General features: G+C 38.2%; 15 protein-coding genes, 3 tRNA genes, 1 rRNA gene, 1 other RNA gene and 1 other annotated feature. Of the genes, 16 read left to right on the forward strand and 4 right to left on the reverse strand.

Features of this window, described 5'->3' with window-relative positions:
- Nucleotides 1-275: 275 nt before the first annotated feature.
- Nucleotides 276-1,211, reverse strand: a complete 936-nt coding sequence (locus NSQ59_RS00070) for a YaaC family protein (RefSeq protein ID WP_235950824.1) — start codon at nt 1,209-1,211, stop codon at nt 276-278.
- Between the two features lie 113 nt (nt 1,212-1,324).
- Here NSQ59_RS00070 and guaB point away from each other — a divergent pair, with 113 nt between their 5' ends.
- The 6 genes from guaB (at nt 1,325) to NSQ59_RS00100 (ending at nt 7,823) form a co-directional block, all read left to right on the forward strand.
- Complete coding sequence (gene guaB, locus NSQ59_RS00075) at nt 1,325-2,791, forward strand: IMP dehydrogenase (protein ID WP_055741644.1); 1,467 nt, start codon at nt 1,325-1,327, stop codon at nt 2,789-2,791.
- 168 nt (nt 2,792-2,959) lie between these two features.
- Entirely contained in the window at nt 2,960-4,333 is a 1,374-nt protein-coding gene (locus NSQ59_RS00080; RefSeq protein ID WP_055741645.1) for a serine hydrolase, read from the forward strand.
- Between the two features lie 84 nt (nt 4,334-4,417).
- Complete coding sequence (pdxS, locus tag NSQ59_RS00085) at nt 4,418-5,338, forward strand: pyridoxal 5'-phosphate synthase lyase subunit PdxS (RefSeq protein WP_183102096.1); 921 nt, start codon at nt 4,418-4,420, stop codon at nt 5,336-5,338.
- Between the two features lie 13 nt (nt 5,339-5,351).
- Complete coding sequence (pdxT, locus tag NSQ59_RS00090) at nt 5,352-5,936, forward strand: pyridoxal 5'-phosphate synthase glutaminase subunit PdxT (RefSeq protein WP_055741647.1); 585 nt, start codon at nt 5,352-5,354, stop codon at nt 5,934-5,936.
- A gap of 50 nt (nt 5,937-5,986) precedes the next feature.
- Nucleotides 5,987-6,208, forward strand: a binding site (T-box leader).
- 49 nt (nt 6,209-6,257) lie between these two features.
- Nucleotides 6,258-7,538, forward strand: a complete 1,281-nt coding sequence (gene serS, locus NSQ59_RS00095; RefSeq protein ID WP_055741648.1) for a serine--tRNA ligase — start codon at nt 6,258-6,260, stop codon at nt 7,536-7,538.
- A gap of 192 nt (nt 7,539-7,730) precedes the next feature.
- Nucleotides 7,731-7,823, forward strand: a tRNA-Ser gene (locus NSQ59_RS00100).
- 229 nt (nt 7,824-8,052) lie between these two features.
- On the opposite strand, the gene NSQ59_RS00105 is transcribed toward NSQ59_RS00100, so the two are convergent.
- From NSQ59_RS00105 to NSQ59_RS00115, 3 genes are all read right to left on the reverse strand, one after another.
- Nucleotides 8,053-8,724: a deoxynucleoside kinase gene (locus NSQ59_RS00105; RefSeq protein ID WP_055741649.1), complete on the reverse strand. Its 672-nt coding sequence runs from the start codon at nt 8,722-8,724 to the stop codon at nt 8,053-8,055.
- Nucleotides 8,708-9,361 carry a deoxynucleoside kinase gene (locus NSQ59_RS00110; protein WP_055741650.1) on the reverse strand — a complete coding sequence of 218 codons (654 nt, stop codon included), beginning with the start codon at nt 9,359-9,361 and terminating at the stop codon, nt 8,708-8,710. Before NSQ59_RS00110 ends, NSQ59_RS00105 begins: the two co-directional genes overlap by 17 nt.
- A 310-nt stretch (nt 9,362-9,671) precedes the next feature.
- Nucleotides 9,672-10,958: a glycosyl hydrolase family 18 protein gene (locus NSQ59_RS00115; protein WP_055741651.1), complete on the reverse strand. Its 1,287-nt coding sequence runs from the start codon at nt 10,956-10,958 to the stop codon at nt 9,672-9,674.
- A 188-nt stretch (nt 10,959-11,146) separates the two neighbouring features.
- On the opposite strand from NSQ59_RS00115, the gene tadA reads away from it, so the two are divergent.
- The 10 genes from tadA to NSQ59_RS00165 all read left to right on the forward strand — a co-directional run bounded on the left by tadA (nt 11,147) and on the right by NSQ59_RS00165 (nt 17,466).
- Nucleotides 11,147-11,656 (forward strand): tRNA adenosine(34) deaminase TadA, encoded by a 510-nt coding sequence (gene tadA / locus NSQ59_RS00120; protein WP_340828507.1) that lies wholly within the window; start codon nt 11,147-11,149, stop codon nt 11,654-11,656.
- Nucleotides 11,657-11,744: 88 nt separating this feature from the next.
- Nucleotides 11,745-12,009, forward strand: an RNA gene (gene ffs / locus NSQ59_RS00125) — signal recognition particle sRNA large type.
- 177 nt (nt 12,010-12,186) lie between these two features.
- The gene (gene dnaX, locus NSQ59_RS00130; RefSeq protein ID WP_055741653.1) at nt 12,187-13,872 is read left to right on the forward strand and encodes a DNA polymerase III subunit gamma/tau; all 1,686 of its coding nucleotides are present in this window, start codon (nt 12,187-12,189) and stop codon (nt 13,870-13,872) included.
- A gap of 21 nt (nt 13,873-13,893) precedes the next feature.
- Nucleotides 13,894-14,211 (forward strand): YbaB/EbfC family nucleoid-associated protein, encoded by a 318-nt coding sequence (locus tag NSQ59_RS00135; protein ID WP_055741654.1) that lies wholly within the window; start codon nt 13,894-13,896, stop codon nt 14,209-14,211.
- 13 nt (nt 14,212-14,224) lie between these two features.
- Nucleotides 14,225-14,821 carry a recombination mediator RecR gene (gene recR, locus NSQ59_RS00140; protein ID WP_055741655.1) on the forward strand — a complete coding sequence of 199 codons (597 nt, stop codon included), beginning with the start codon at nt 14,225-14,227 and terminating at the stop codon, nt 14,819-14,821.
- A 15-nt stretch (nt 14,822-14,836) separates the two neighbouring features.
- On the forward strand, nt 14,837-15,052 hold the full coding sequence (locus tag NSQ59_RS00145; protein WP_055741656.1) for a YaaL family protein: 216 nt from the start codon (nt 14,837-14,839) through the stop codon (nt 15,050-15,052).
- A gap of 90 nt (nt 15,053-15,142) precedes the next feature.
- The gene (locus tag NSQ59_RS00150; protein WP_055741657.1) at nt 15,143-15,409 is read left to right on the forward strand and encodes a pro-sigmaK processing inhibitor BofA family protein; all 267 of its coding nucleotides are present in this window, start codon (nt 15,143-15,145) and stop codon (nt 15,407-15,409) included.
- Nucleotides 15,410-15,646: 237 nt separating this feature from the next.
- A 16S ribosomal RNA gene (locus NSQ59_RS00155) occupies nt 15,647-17,197 on the forward strand.
- A gap of 94 nt (nt 17,198-17,291) precedes the next feature.
- Nucleotides 17,292-17,368, forward strand: a tRNA-Ile gene (locus tag NSQ59_RS00160).
- Between the two features lie 22 nt (nt 17,369-17,390).
- Nucleotides 17,391-17,466: transfer RNA gene (locus NSQ59_RS00165), tRNA-Ala, on the forward strand.
- The last annotated feature ends 32 nt before the right edge of the window (nt 17,467-17,498 follow it).

Genomic DNA, 17,498 nt, shown 5'->3' on the forward strand with positions numbered 1-17,498 from the left:
GGAGAAAGTCACAGATATTGGTCTGTGGCTTTTTTGTATGGTAAAAATAGTTCTATAGTCCCGATTTGCGCGATTAACTGCTAAATTGACGAGATTAAGTGCCATTTTCGCGAGATTATTGTAATAAATCACGAGATTATGCTAAAGAATCACGAGATTAATTTTTTGCCTCGGAATATTGGCAGTATCGTTTGCCTTACTTTTTTCTTCAAAACTCTCTTTTGAAGACATAATCGTTTATACCAATAATCTGCCTTGCAGCATCCATGTTGTTCTTATTTATTCAAAAGATATTGAAGAACTAAATAAGTTGTCTTATACATAGATATTGATAAAAAGTTAGTAATTATAGGATAGTCATTTGTAGGTGTTGTTTTTAATAGTTCTGACCACCATTCTGTTTCATATCTTGCTATCATACTTAGATTATATAAAAGCAAATAATAAATAATTAATTCTGGAATCATTCCTAATCTATTCTTCTCAAGGGGAAGACAATAGATGTTTTTATCAATATGGTAGCGAAAAGGAAGAGGGAGTGTACTATCACAAGTAAAATAAATATTATCTTTTGTGGGTTTCTCCCATAGAATTTCGGAATTGCTTTTTGCATTAATATACTCCTTGAATGAATCAAAAGTTTTATGATAATAATCCAAAACTCTAATTGGTAAACTATATGTATTGTCATTTTGATATACAGGATAAAAATTTGAGATTTTAAAAAAATCAAGGCAATCATCAAGCTCCGGCAATTGGGTTAAAAGATCCTTCATGACAAATTTCTCTCCATCTAAATGTTCCACGTGAAACATATGCTTAGAAAAATGAGTGAATAAACCGAGCTTTTGGACTTTGACCTCATCATGAATAAATTGATATTGCTGTTTTTTCTTTTTACGCGATGTAACGCCATGCGCCAACACGGAAGTTGTTTCTGGATAATTCGGATCAACCGTTAAAATACATGCCTTAATTAAATGAACCAGGCCATAAAAGAGAAGAACTGGTTTAATTGCAAGCGGAGTAATCTCCGCCTGAGTATAATATAATTTCCCGTGATCCAAATAATACATAAAGGAAAAGCAATTATCATACCCCAGTTTACTAGAATCTATATCAGGTGATAATTTTTTATAACACTCTTTTAAATATTCTTGCGTGTAGACTGCAGATTGAAAATAATCTAATTGCTCCCATATTTTCTTCAAAAGTAGAACCTCCAAATTGTTAGAAAAGTGGAACATATTTGTATGTACTTGACAGTAGTTTATCCAATTGATAACCTACTAATAATATTTTTTTGGGTGCAGGAGGGAAAATTATGTGGGAAACAAAATTTGTTAAAGAAGGACTAACCTTTGATGATGTCTTATTAATTCCAGCAAAATCGGACGTATTACCTAAGGATGTAAGCTTAAGTGTATCATTAACAGAAACGCTGAAATTAAATATGCCGATTATTAGTGCTGGCATGGATACTGTAACAGAAGCAGAAATGGCGATTTCGATGGCACGTCAAGGTGGACTTGGAATCATTCATAAGAATATGAGTATTGAACAACAGGCAGAACAAGTTGATAAAGTAAAACGCTCAGAAAGCGGCGTTATTACAGATCCTTTCTTTTTAACTCCTGAGCATCAAGTATTTTCCGCAGAACATTTAATGGGTAAGTATCGAATTTCTGGTGTACCTATTGTAAACAATGAAGAAGAACAAAAATTAGTCGGTATTATTACAAATCGTGATCTTCGTTTTATTCAGGACTTCTCTATTCCCATTTCAGATGTAATGACAAAAGAAAATTTAGTAACTGCTCCAGTAGGCACTACATTAAAAGAAGCTGAACAAATTCTTCAAAGGCGTAAAATTGAAAAGCTTCCTTTAGTTGATAATAACGGAGTTCTTAAAGGGCTAATTACTATAAAAGATATTGAAAAAGTTATTGAATTTCCAAATTCTTCAAAAGATATACATGGTAGACTTTTGGTCGGAGCAGCAGTCGGGGTAACAAAAGATACCTTAAAACGGGTAGAACAGCTTGTAAAAGCCAATGTTGATGCGATTGTTATTGATACAGCCCATGGGCATTCTTATGGCGTTTTAAATACTGTACGTGAAATTAGGGCTGCATATCCAAACTTAAATATTATTGCTGGAAATGTTGCGACAGCAGAAGCAACGCGCGAATTATTTAATGCCGGTGCAGATGTGGTAAAAGTAGGAATTGGACCAGGTTCCATTTGTACTACACGGGTTGTTGCAGGAGTTGGTGTTCCTCAAATTACCGCTATATATGATTGTGCTACTGAAGCACGAAAACAAGGTAAAGCCATTATTGCAGATGGTGGAATTAAGTATTCTGGTGATATCGTAAAAGCATTGGCTGCTGGTGGTCATGCTGTTATGCTTGGAAGTTTATTAGCAGGTACAACTGAAAGTCCTGGAGAAACAGAAATTTTCCAAGGTCGCCGTTTTAAAGTATATCGTGGAATGGGTTCTGTTGCGGCAATGGAACAAGGATCAAAAGACCGATATTTTCAGGAAGATGCGAAAAAATTTGTTCCAGAAGGTATTGAAGGAAGAATTCCATATAAAGGCTCAGTAGAAGAAGTTATTTACCAATTATTAGGTGGATTGCGATCTGGAATGGGGTATTGTGGATCGAAGGATTTACAAGCTCTACGTGAAGAGGCACAATTTATTCGTATGACTGGAGCCGGATTAAAAGAAAGCCATCCGCATGATGTTCAAATAACCAAAGAGGCACCAAATTACTCATTGTCATAAGGTGTTCACAATTTAGGAAATATTTTATAAAAAAATGGTAGAATTCCGTATCTATGATACAGAATTCTACCATTTTTTGTTTTACTTAGGTATATCCTCCGTCTACTCAATAGATTCGAACTATGATACAATAACGAAAGTGTAGTTCATCGTGATGGAGGGTTATGAGTGAAAGCTAAAAATAAGTTAAAGAAGTGTCTTGCCAGTGCACTGGCATTTATATTAATAGTGAGTTTGTTGCAATTACCAAAAAATGCATTTGCGGCCGATGATATTTTAGATGTGCATGCTGATGGGGCTATTGCAATCGAAGCAAGTACTGGAAAAGTGCTTTATGAAAAAAATGCAGACACTGCACTGGGTGTTGCATCCATGTCAAAAATGATGACAGAGTATATTTTATTGGAGTCCGTTAAAAAGGGAAAAGTAAAATGGGATCAGGAATATACGCCTAGTGATTATGTTTATAAAATCTCTCATAATACAAAACTTTCAAATGTTCCATTGAGAAAAGATAAGAAATACAAAATTATTGATTTATATCATGCTATGGCAATATATTCAGCAAATGCAGCGACAATTGCGATTGCTGAAACGATTGCAGGTTCGGAAACAAATTTCGTAAAGATGATGAATGAAGAAGCAAAGAAACTCGGGTTAAAAGATTACAAATTTGTAAACTGTACGGGTTTAAACAACTCAGATTTACAAGGTATGTATCCAAAGAAATTTGGAGGACCTGATGATGAAAATATAATGTCAGCAAGAGCAACGGCAAAACTTGCCTACCACTTAGTAAATGACTATCCTGAAATGTTGAAAACATCAAGTATTCCAAAAATGGTGTTTCATGCAGGCTTTACTCCAGATGAAGATGTTAAAATGGAAAACTGGAATTGGATGCTGCCATCATTAGTCTATGGTTCAAAGGATAATGGTGTGGATGGTTTGAAAACAGGTACTACAGATTTTGCAGGCTATTGCTTTACGGGTACTGCTCAACGAAATGGAATGCGGGTTATTACGGTTGTATTAAATGCAACAAATGCAAAAGGTCAAGGCGGATACAGCGCACGATTTGATGAAACGAAAAAAATGATGGATTATGCGTTCAGTAATTTTTCCGTTAAAGAGGTTTATCCTAAAAACTATGAAATTAGTAAACATAAAACTCTTCCAGTGTTAAAAGGGAAAGAAAAAAATGTAAAGATTTCCACAAAAGAGCCTCTTCGTTTAGTTGTAAAAAATGGTGAGGATAAAGCTTTTAAACCTGTTTTAGTGTTAGATAAGAAAAAGCTCGACAAAGATGGCAATCTTTTAGCACCTGTGAAAAAGAACGAAGCAGTGGGAAAACTTGTAGCAGAATATAAAGGTTCAAAGGATTATGGATATTTATATGGCCAAAAATCTGCTAGTGTTTATGTTGTAACTGCAAATAATGTCGATAAGGCAAATTGGTTTGTTCTTATGATGAGAGGCGTGGGCCACTTTTTTGCTAATATTTGGGGCGGAATAACATCTACAGTTAAAGGTTGGTTCTAAAATTAATACTATACAAATAAAGCATTTTAAAGGCACCTTCTTGACAAGGTGTCTTTTTTGCTGTTTATTAATCTTAGGAACTTTATGGGAATTAAATATTTTCAGAAAAAAGGGGTAGTGTTCGTGAAAACAGGAACTGATAGAGTTAAGCGCGGCATGGCAGAAATGCAAAAAGGCGGGGTAATTATGGACGTTATAAATGCGGAACAAGCAAAAATTGCAGAAGATGCTGGAGCAGTTGCTGTTATGGCATTAGAACGCGTACCTTCAGATATACGAAAAGCTGGTGGTGTAGCAAGAATGGCTGATCCACGTATTGTGGAAGAAGTGATGAATGCTGTGACAATCCCTGTAATGGCTAAAGCAAGAATTGGCCATATTGTTGAGGCACGTGTTCTTGAGGCAATGGGAGTAGATTATATTGATGAAAGTGAAGTATTAACTCCAGCTGATGAAGAATACCATTTAAATAAAAAGGAATATACTGTTCCATTTGTTTGTGGCTGTCGTGATTTAGGGGAGGCAGCACGCCGAATCGGTGAAGGTGCTTCAATGCTGCGCACAAAAGGTGAACCAGGTACAGGAAATATTGTAGAAGCAGTTAGACATATACGAAAAGTAAATGCACAGGTAAGAAAAGTCATCAGCATGAATGAAGATGAATTAATGACTGAAGCCAAAATTCTAGGGGCGCCATACGAAGTATTGCTTGAAATTAAAAGGCATGGCGGTTTGCCAGTCGTTAACTTTGCTGCTGGTGGGGTTGCAACTCCAGCTGATGCAGCACTTATGATGCAATTAGGAGCAGATGGTGTTTTTGTTGGTTCGGGTATATTCAAATCAGAAAACCCTGCAAAATTTGCTAAAGCTATTGTAGAAGCAACAACACATTATCAAGACTATGAGCTTATTGCTCATATTTCCAAAAACCTAGGAACAGCAATGAAAGGAATTGAAATATCTTCATTATCACCAGAATCTCGTATGCAAGAACGAGGCTGGTAAGGAGTATCGTCTAATGGTTAAAATCGGTGTACTAGGCCTTCAAGGGGCTGTAAGAGAACATGTTAATGCAATAGAGAAATGTGGTGCTAATGCAGTTGTAGTAAAGCACAAGGAGCAATTAAATGAGCTGGATGGGTTGATTCTACCCGGTGGTGAGAGCACAACAATGAGGAAGCTCATAGATAAGTATGACTTTTTAGATGAGCTTAAGAACTTTGGAAAACAAGGTAAGCCGATGTTCGGCACTTGTGCTGGCTTAATATTACTGGCTAAATCGATTGTAGGATATGATCAACCGCATATTGGAGTGTTAGATGTAAAGGTTGAAAGAAATTCATTTGGTCGACAAAAGGAAAGCTTTGAAACTGATTTAGATATAGCTGGTGTAGCTGACCATTTTCCGGCAGTATTTATACGTGCGCCACATATCGTTGAAGCTGGCGAGAACGTTGAAGTACTTGCCAAACATAATGGAAGAATAGTAGCAGCTCGAGAAGGACAGTTTTTAGGCTGCTCCTTCCATCCGGAATTAACAGATGACAGCAGACTAACAGAATATTTTGTGGATATGGTCAAAAAATCAAAAGAAAATGCATAAAAGCAGTTGCATTTAGGTAAAAATTGTAGTAAATTATTTTTTAATATCAATTTAAAGCATTGACAGGAAATAGTAGCAAGTTATTCTTTTTTAGAGAGTCGGTGGCCGGTGTAAACCGATAAAGGAAATTTGCGAATCCATCCTTGAGCGAAGTACCGAATGTTTTTTAAACTAGTAAGTACTTTCGGGTAAAACCGTTATCGATTAAAGTGGAAAGCAAATCTAATTTGCTTTCAATCTGGGTGGCAACGCGGGTAACTCTCGTCCCTTTATAGGGGACGGGAGTTTTTTGTTTTTATTAAGAATAAGGAGGAAAATAGCATGCTTGATATTAAATATTTAAGAGCAAACTTCGATAAAGTAAAGGAAAAATTGCAGCATCGCGGGGAAGATTTGACCGACTTTGAAAAGTTTGAGGAATTGGATATAAAAAGACGGGAACTTATTGTTGTTACAGAAGATTTAAAAAGCAAACGCAATGAAGTAAGTCAAAAAATAGCGCAATTGAAAAGGGAAAAGCAAGATGCTGACAACTTGATCACCGAAATGCGTGAAGTTGGAGAAAAAATAAAACTATATGACGATGAATTGCGTCAGGTGGAAGAAACATTGGATCGCATCCTCATGTCTATTCCTAATATTCCTCATGAAAGTACTCCAATTGGAGAATCAGAAGATGATAATGTCGAAATCCGTAAATGGGGAGAGGTAAGAGAGTTTGATTTTGAAGCTAAGCCGCATTGGGATATTGCGACAAATTTAAGTATATTAGATTTTGAACGCGCAGCGAAAGTAACAGGAAGCCGTTTTGTATTTTACAAAGGGTTAGGTGCCAGGCTAGAACGGGCTTTATTTAACTTTATGTTAGACCTGCATGTAGAAGAGCATGGTTATGAAGAAGTATTACCGCCATATTTAGTGAATCGTGCAAGTATGACAGGTACTGGCCAGCTGCCTAAGTTCGAGGAAGATGCATTTTTAGTAGAGAGTGAAGATTACTTCTTAATCCCTACAGCAGAAGTACCGGTGACAAATTTACACCGAGATGAAATTTTAGACGGGGATCAGCTTCCTATCAATTATGCAGCATTTAGTGCATGTTTCCGTTCTGAGGCAGGTTCTGCAGGTCGTGATACTAGGGGACTCATTCGCCAACATCAATTTAACAAGGTAGAGCTGGTGAAGTTTGTGAAACCGGAAGATTCTTATGAGGAGCTTGAAAAATTAACAGGTCATGCAGAAAAAGTACTTCAATTACTTGGATTGCCATACCGTGTTTTAAGTATGTGTACAGCAGATTTAGGATTTACAGCTGCTAAAAAATACGATATCGAAGTATGGATCCCAAGCTATAATGCTTATCGCGAGATTTCTTCTTGCAGTAACTTTGAGGCATTTCAAGCACGCAGGGCAAATATTCGTTTCCGCCGCGAACTTAATGGGAAGCCAGAACATGTTCATACACTAAATGGTTCAGGCTTGGCAATCGGACGTACAGTCGCTGCTATTTTGGAGAACTACCAACAAGAAGATGGCAGTGTAATAATTCCAGAAGTGTTGCGTCCATATATGAGAAATGTGGATGTTATTAAAGCAAAATAAATTTATGTAATCTAAATGCCTTTATGCGTACATGTTTACTAGGTTTTCTCTCGATATAACTGTACACGTGTACGCATTAGGCAAAAGTTAATAATAAACACAAATATCAATCGGGAAAAAGAAGATAAAAAATAACTTATAAATAGTGTTGACAAGCTGTTTTTTGTTTGTTATATTATTACTTGTCGATACGGAGGAATACCCAAGTCCGGCTGAAGGGATCGGTCTTGAAAACCGACAGGCGGGTTAAACCGCGCGGGGGTTCGAATCCCTCTTCCTCCGCCATATTGAATAATAACACGCATAAAATATTGGAGATTTGAGATTCGTTACTTTTTGTAACGAATCTTTTGTTTTATAGAGGAAATAAAAGAAGCCGCTTTTTAGGCGACTTCTTTTAATATGATAAGGAAGTTTGTGATATAAAGGTGAAATTCGAACTACTTTTCACTAGCTCGTGAATTACCTCTGGTCCCGCCTGAGATTGAGGGTGAAGTTGGAACTAGAGTATATCTTATTTATTTCTTAACAATTGTGTTTGTTTAAGAAAATAGCTTATTCTTTCAATAATTGGTTCAATGCTTTCTTCATCATTTAATAAATCATAATCGTTAATATTCAAACGGAGAACAGGACAAGCATTGAAAGAATTAATCCAATCCTCATAGCGTTTATGCATCTCAATCCAGTATTCAATAGGCGTCTTTTGTTCCATAGGTCTGCCGCGCTTTTGAATTCTTTCCAAAATATCTTCGATAGATCCATCTAAATAAATCAATAAGTCCGGATGAGGGAAATAAGGTGTCATTACCATAGCATCAAATAAATTTTTATATGTCTCATAATCTACTTCAGACATGTTCCCTTTTTCATAATGCATTTTGGCAAAAATCCCAGTATCTTCGTAAATCGATCGATCTTGAATGAATCCTCCACCATACTCGAAAATTCTCTTTTGTTCTTTAAAGCGTTCCCCTAAAAAATAGATTTGTAAATGAAAACTCCATCTTTTAAAGTCATTATAAAACTTGTCCAAATATGGATTGGAATCTACTTTTTCAAAGGATGTACGAAAATTTAACGCTTTAGCTAATGTTTTCGTCATCGTGGATTTTCCCACTCCAACAGTTCCGGCAATTGTGATAACTGTATTGTTGGGGATACCGTATTTATTGCGAAGTTCCATAGCACTGTGCCCCTTTTTGTAAAGTTAAGGATAATTGATCCAAAATATATTGAAGATCACCTTCGTATTGGATAAAATCAAGGTCGTCTCCATTAAATCGCAATACAGGGATGCTTGGATGAGTACGTTCAAAATTATCCATAAAAAGGTCATAGTCTGCTGATAATTGTTTTAAATAATCCGCACTTATATTCTTTTCAAAATCTCTGCCTCTCATTTTGATTCTTTTCATGACAGTATCTAAACTAGCATTTAAGTAAATAACTAAATTAGGCTGAGGCATATCTTTTATTAAAATGTTGTATATTTGCAGGTATTTTTGATATTGGTCTGTTTTTAACGTTCTCCTGGCAAATATTAAGTTTTTAAAAATATGATAATCAGACACAACTGGCTTGTTTTTTAGGAGATAGTCAGTGTTAATATCCTCTAGTTGTTTGTAGCGATTACAAAGGAAAAACATCTCTAGTTGAAAACTCCATTCCTCAATATTATCGTAGAATTTTTCAAGAAATGGGTTCTCGTCTACAATTTCTTTTAACAGATGATAGTGTAAGTGGGAAGAAATTGCCTTTGCGAGAGAGGTTTTGCCTATACCAATTGGCCCTTCAACCGTTATAAACGGTAGAGTTTCCATTTACTGTCCTCCTCAAGTAGTCATCTTTCCATATGGAAAATGAATAAAACGTCGTAAAAAGCACACTAATACATATTTTAGCACATGTTAAAAAGGTGTGGTACGGAATATAATTCTAAAAAGGGAAGCGTTAGGCGCCTTGCTCATCGGCGTACGGATGAGTGAAATTTGTACTTCAAATTTTGCTTGATGTCAATTATCGTGGGGAGGAGACGGAGAAATCCGCTAGCCGATAGGCACTGCGTTAGTCAGATATTATATGTTTTTAAATCAAAAATCCCCCTTTATGCGTAAAAGGGGAAATTTTGAATCACTTTTTTTCTACATTGAAATTTTCTACAATTAACAGCCAATTTTGCGGAAAAGATAAACCTAATTTCCAATAGCTCATACCACGTAAATTTAGTTCTTTGAGAAGATTAAATTTCGCTTGAATCGATCTTGCATCTTCAAACCAAACCTTATGTTTTTTACCGGAATCGTCAACATAGTCAATATTTGGAGCTTGAGCCGCGGAATCATATTTAATAGGGACATTGTGATTGGCAGCAATTTTAATAGCTTGTTGGGGGCTTATTGCTTTGGCAATATCTTTTCCGGGAGTAAAAGGAAGTGTCCAGTCATACCCATAGAGATTCTGTCCCATCAAAATTTTCTTGGAAGGTATTTCCTTTACAGCGTATTCTAACACTTTCCTAACTTGATTAATGGGAGATACGGCCATTGGTGGCCCGCCGCTATAGCCCCATTCATATGTCATAATAACGACAAAATCTACAATTTCACCATGAGCTTTATAATCATGAGCTTCATACCAGCGACCTTTCTGTGTTGAGCTTATTTTTGGTGCTAAAGCAGTGGACAAAAACCAACCTTCCTTCGAAAAGAGATTTTTTGCTTTTCGTAAAAATTGATTATAGGCATCTTTATCTTGCGGACGTAAATACTCAAAATCAATATGAATATCACGGAAACCGTACCTTTTAGCAGTGGAAACAATATTATTTAAAAATGTGTTTTGGATGGCTTGATCCGTTAATAAAATTCTTCCTAATTCATCGCTAAATTGCCCTTGCTCTTGGTTATTTATAGCCATAACTAAGACGTTTTTGTTTCTTCTTGCAATCTCAGGCAGGTTTCCTAAAGGGGGGGCTATTAATGATCCATCACGATTTACTCGAAATGCAAAGGGAGATAAGTAAGTTAAGTATGGTGCCGCCTCACGAGAACTGTTTTCTAAAGCGGTAGATACAGTATTTCCAAACGGTTCTACATAAGCATTAAATTCAGCATTCACTTTTCTTTGTTGGGATATATATAATTTCATTCCTACATGTAATGGTTGGTTGATTGAAATACCATTGATCCTCGCGAGTTCAGCTGGAGTGGTATGGAATTTACGGGCAATGGAGGTTAGACTGTCACCGCGTTGCACCCAATAAAAGCTTCCGATAATGGGGATTACTAAGGCTTGCCCTTCCACTAAATGATCTGGGTTTGGAAGTTCATTAGCGGACGTAAGCTCATTTGCTGAAACTTGGTACAATCTTGCTATCCCCGCAACTGTTTCATTTGGTTTAACCACATGTATTTGCAATGCAAACCCTCCTCTATTTAAAATAAAATGTATATGTGATAAAAAGCAAATATAACTCTTAAACATTCTATGTCTCCTATGAAAAAAAATGTTATGTTTTGAGTAATGACGATAAATCCTATAAATTCATTTACTAATTGGTTATAATAGGCGAAGAAATTCGTACTTAATAAACAGAGGTTATAATGATGACATTAGATACAGGTTTAGATGATAGACATTTTATGAGTCTGGCTTTGGAAGAGGCTAAAAAGGCTGCGGAAATAAATGAGGTTCCGATTGGGGCTGTTATTGTTTTGGACAACGAAGTAGTGGCATCTGCCCACAACCTACGAGAAACAACTCAAAATGCTACAACACATGCAGAAATACTAGCGATTCAAGAAGCATGTAATCGTATTGGTTCATGGCGGCTGGAGAATGCTGTTCTTTATGTCACTTTAGAGCCTTGCCCTATGTGCAGCGGGGCAATTATTCTTTCAAGAATAAAGAGAGTTGTATTTGGTGCGTATGATCCTAAAGCAGGTTGCGCAGGCAGTTTGATGAATTTATTAGAAGATGAAAGGTTCAACCATCAATGTGAAGTAACCAGTGATGTTTTAGGAAAAGAATGTGGGGAAATGTTAAGTACATTTTTTCGGGAAATTCGCCATAAAAAAAAGCAGGAAAAGTTGGGTGGCAATGCGGCCAATAATTAACAACGCACTATTCATTGATTTTTTGTTCAAACACTAGTATACTATGTTTAGCGTTAATTAAACGCAACTTAATATGGTATCAACTTTGCCGTGCTAGGTGGGGAGGTAGCGGTGCCCTGTACCCGCAATCCGCTCTAGCGGGACTGAATCCCTTCTTGAGGCTAGTTTCCTGTAGGGTCTGCCTTAAGTAAGTGGTGTTGACGCTTGGGTCCTGCGCAATGGAAATCCATGAACCATGTCAGGTCCGGAAGGAAGCAGCATTAAGTGGACTCTTCCATGTGCCGCAGGGCAGCCTGAGCCGAGCTAACTGCTTAAGTAACGCTTATGGGAGCTAGTCGAGGGAAGGTGCACGGCAGTTACTTCTACATACTAACTCATCCAATTTGGATGGGTTTTTTGCATTATTTGAAATTAAAATAGTTTCCCCTTTATAAATGGGAAATTGCAACTGTATAATGTATAATAGGGAAAAGCAATATTATTAGAACTTAAATGGATATAAAATATTTTATAAAGAAGGTGGGAGGGACATGGCATATCAAGCATTATATAGAGTGTGGCGACCGCAATCATTTGAAGATGTTGCGGGACAAGAGCATGTAACGAAGACACTTCAGAATGCCCTCCTGCAGCAAAAGATTTCACATGCTTATTTATTTTCCGGGCCAAGAGGAACTGGTAAAACAAGTGCTGCAAAAATTTTGGCTAAAGCAATAAATTGTGAAAAAGCCCCAGTAGCAGAACCATGCAATGAATGTGCAGCGTGTCGAGGTATAACCGACGGATCTATTCCAGATGTTATTGAAATTGATGCAGCCTCCAATAATGGCGTTGAGGAAATTAGGGATATCCGTGATAAAGTGAAATTTGCGCCAAATGCTGTACCGTATAAGGTCTATATTATTGATGAAGTTCATATGCTTTCCATTGGGGCATTTAATGCGCTTTTAAAAACATTGGAGGAGCCTCCTCAACATGTCATCTTCATTTTGGCGACGACAGAACCTCATAAAATACCGTTAACCATTATTTCTAGGTGCCAGCGCTTTGATTTTAAAAGGATCACAGCAAAAGATATTATGAAAAGAATGGTGCATATTGCAAATGGGTCTGGGATACAATTCGAGGAAAAAGCTTTTGAAATAATTGCACGTGCGGCAGAGGGCGGACTTCGGGATGCTTTAAGCTTACTCGATCAAGCTGTTTCATTTAGTGATGAAGTCGTTACAGTGAATGATGCACTAACTGTAACAGGTGCTATTTCTCAAGAGTATTTAAATCAATTGGCTTTATCGATAAAGGAAAATAATGTAGCTCTCGCATTGAAAACGTTGGAGGATCTGTTATATCAGGGAAAAGACGAAACAAGGTTTATCGAGGATTTGATTCTTTATTTTCGGGATATGCTGTTATATAAAACGGCACCAAATCTTGAGGAGTCTATTGAGCGCGTTATGGTTGACACAGATTTCCAAAACCTTGCGCAAACTATAACCAACGAGCAAATTTATGAATACATTGATATATTAAATAGGACACAGCAAGAAATGAAATTTTCCAATATAGCAAAAATGTATATCGAAGTTGCCTTAATACGTTTATGTGAAACAAAGGTGGCAACTGTACATCATAGTGACGATGTTCAAAATTTGCTTGGTAAAATAGAAAGGCTTGAAAAGGAAATACAAGCTCTTAAAGAAAATGGTGTAACCGTTTCTCAAGAGGAAAAGCCTCAAGCTGCTAAAAGAGCTCCTCGAACTGGGAAAGGATATAAGGTACAAACGGGAAGAATTCATGATATATTAAAAGGGGCAACCAAACAGGATTTACAACTCATTAAAAGCCGATGGGGCGATATGCTGGAGATGCTAAATAATCGCCAAATGCGATCCCAGGCGGCATTACTGAATGAGGCAGAGCCTGTTGCGGCCTCGAACAATGCGTTTGTATTGAAGTTTAAATATGAAATTCATTGCCAAATGGCCATGGAAAATAATAAATTTCTAGAAGCTATTTCTTCTATTCTTCAGGAGATAACAGGAATCCATTATCAAGCTGTTGGCATTCCGGAGAATCAATGGAATGAAGTTAGGGAAGATTTTTTGAAAAATAATATGGATTCATCTGGGGATGCGCAAGAAGAAGCTGAGGATGATCCAATTATTGCAGAAGCTAAGAAATTAGTTGGTATAGATTTAATTGAAATACAGGATTAATGAATTTGGAGGATGATGAAAATGCGTGGCATGGGTAATATGCAAAATATGATGAAACAAATGCAAAAAATGCAAAAAAAAATGGCAGAAGCACAGGAACAATTGGGGGAACAACGTATTGAAGGTACTGCCGGCGGAGGAATGGTATCAGTAATTGTTTCCGGGCATAAAGAAGTGTTAGAAGTAAATATTAAAGAAGAGGTTGTAGATCCTGAAGATATTGAAATGCTTCAAGATCTTGTTTTGGCTGCTACAAATGATGCATTGAAAAAGGCAGATGAACTAACGAACCAAACAATGGGACAATTTACAAAAGGACTAAATCTACCAGGTTTTTAAGGGGAAATAAAGAATGCATTATCCTGAACCGATTACAAAGCTCATGGATAGCTTTATGAAACTGCCAGGGATTGGCCCAAAGACGGCTTCAAGACTGGCGTTTTTTGTGTTAACCATGAAAGAAGACATAGTGCTTGACTTTGCAAAAGCACTTGTAGATGCAAAACGAAATCTAGGCTATTGTTCGGTTTGCGGTCATATAACCGATCAAGATCCTTGCTATATTTGTACTGATCAAAGAAGAGACAGAAGTGTCATTTGTGTAGTGCAAGATCCTAAGGATGTTATAGCAATGGAAAAAATGAAGGAATTTAATGGATTATATCACGTTCTACATGGGGCGATTTCTCCGATGGATGGGATTGGCCCGGAGGATATTAATGTACCCGATTTATTAAAAAGGCTTCAGGATGAAACAGTTCAAGAAGTAATATTAGCCACGAATCCGAATATTGAAGGAGAAGCAACCGCAATGTATATCTCTAGATTATTGAAACCATCTGGTATCAAAATTACTCGTATTGCTCATGGTTTACCTGTTGGTGGAGATTTAGAATATGCGGATGAAGTTACTTTATCCAAGGCACTTGAGGGAAGAAGAGAAGTATAAGCGGGGTGAACTCTCTTGTTTGGACGAAAACAAAAGCTGCGAGAAGAATATGATCAAAAGCTGATCAATCTAATGACAACCGCAAGAAAAGATTGGATACATCAAAAATCCTTGGTTGATATGAGTTTTGAATATGATGAAGAGCTTAATTATTATAAAATGACGGCTGAAGCGAAATATTTCTTTCTCTTCAGAGAAGCTAAAAAACGAAATTTAAGAATAAAAGTATAGAATCCATTGATTATTTCTGCATAAAAGTTCTTTTTGGACAATCTGTTCATAAAATGGATAGTAAATATGCAGAAATAAGGAGTGGAGAAATTGAGCCCAGTTATCATAGTATCCATTATTATTGTTTTGATTTTACTATTGTTAGCTGCAGGGACATTGGGAAAACCAGTGAAATGGTTTGGTCAATTGCTTATAAAGTTTATAATAGGAGCCGTATTTTTGTTCTTTTTAAATACTATAGGAAGTCACTATGGTCTTCATGTTCCAATTAATTTCATAACAACTGCCATATCAGGTTTGTTAGGAATCCCCGGTGTAATAGGTTTAACCATTATTCAAACTTGGATTCTTCATTAAAAATTCCTCTTTTGAGGAATTTTTAATGTTTTTATTGACTTTGGATATAATAGATGATAATATATAAAACGTCGCTGAAATACTTCAGTCAAATAATAAGAAAAAAACATTTGACAAAGGGATTTAAAAGTGATATTATATAAAAGTTGCTTCATTAAAAAAGCAACAATGATTGATCTTTGAAAACTAAACAGAACAAAACGTCAATGTTTTAAATAATGAGCTACATCAAACACTTTTTTGGAGAGTTTGATCCTGGCTCAGGACGAACGCTGGCGGCGTGCCTAATACATGCAAGTCGAGCGGACTTTTAAAAGCTTGCTTTTAAAAGTTAGCGGCGGACGGGTGAGTAACACGTGGGTAACCTGCCTGTAAGACTGGGATAACTCCGGGAAACCGGGGCTAATACCGGATAACTTCTTTCCTCGCATGAGGAAAGATTGAAAGATGGCTTCGGCTATCACTTACAGATGGACCCGCGGCGCATTAGCTAGTTGGTGAGGTAACGGCTCACCAAGGCGACGATGCGTAGCCGACCTGAGAGGGTGATCGGCCACACTGGGACTGAGACACGGCCCAGACTCCTACGGGAGGCAGCAGTAGGGAATCTTCCGCAATGGACGAAAGTCTGACGGAGCAACGCCGCGTGAGTGATGAAGGTTTTCGGATCGTAAAACTCTGTTGTTAGGGAAGAACAAGTATCGTTCGAATAGGGCGGTACCTTGACGGTACCTAACCAGAAAGCCACGGCTAACTACGTGCCAGCAGCCGCGGTAATACGTAGGTGGCAAGCGTTGTCCGGAATTATTGGGCGTAAAGCGCGCGCAGGCGGTTTCTTAAGTCTGATGTGAAAGCCCACGGCTCAACCGTGGAGGGTCATTGGAAACTGGGAGACTTGAGTGCAGAAGAGGAGAGTGGAATTCCACGTGTAGCGGTGAAATGCGTAGAGATGTGGAGGAACACCAGTGGCGAAGGCGACTCTCTGGTCTGTAACTGACGCTGAGGCGCGAAAGCGTGGGGAGCGAACAGGATTAGATACCCTGGTAGTCCACGCCGTAAACGATGAGTGCTAAGTGTTAGAGGGTTTCCGCCCTTTAGTGCTGCAGCTAACGCATTAAGCACTCCGCCTGGGGAGTACGGCCGCAAGGCTGAAACTCAAAGGAATTGACGGGGGCCCGCACAAGCGGTGGAGCATGTGGTTTAATTCGAAGCAACGCGAAGAACCTTACCAGGTCTTGACATCCTCTGACAACCCTAGAGATAGGGCGTTCCCCTTCGGGGGACAGAGTGACAGGTGGTGCATGGTTGTCGTCAGCTCGTGTCGTGAGATGTTGGGTTAAGTCCCGCAACGAGCGCAACCCTTGACCTTAGTTGCCAGCATTCAGTTGGGCACTCTAAGGTGACTGCCGGTGACAAACCGGAGGAAGGTGGGGATGACGTCAAATCATCATGCCCCTTATGACCTGGGCTACACACGTGCTACAATGGATGGTACAAAGGGCTGCGAGACCGCGAGGTTAAGCCAATCCCATAAAACCATTCTCAGTTCGGATTGCAGGCTGCAACTCGCCTGCATGAAGCCGGAATCGCTAGTAATCGCGGATCAGCATGCCGCGGTGAATACGTTCCCGGGCCTTGTACACACCGCCCGTCACACCACGAGAGTTTGTAACACCCGAAGTCGGTGAGGTAACCTTTTGGAGCCAGCCGCCGAAGGTGGGACAGATGATTGGGGTGAAGTCGTAACAAGGTAGCCGTATCGGAAGGTGCGGCTGGATCACCTCCTTTCTAAGGATAATGGAAAACCACTTTCGTGGTTACGAAGAGACGTTTTCGTTCTGTTTAGTTTTGAAAGAGCAATCTTTCTATGAGAAAGAAAGATGGGCCTATAGCTCAGCTGGTTAGAGCGCACGCCTGATAAGCGTGAGGTCGATGGTTCGAGTCCATTTAGGCCCACCATTATAATTGCATATTTCATTATGGGGCCTTAGCTCAGCTGGGAGAGCGCCTGCTTTGCACGCAGGAGGTCAGCGGTTCGATCCCGCTAGGCTCCACCAATTTTTGTTCCTTGAAAACTAGATACTGATAG

Source organism: Margalitia sp. FSL K6-0131 (genome assembly GCF_038008735.1).
Lineage (GTDB): Bacteria > Bacillota > Bacilli > Bacillales > Bacillaceae_C > Margalitia > Margalitia shackletonii.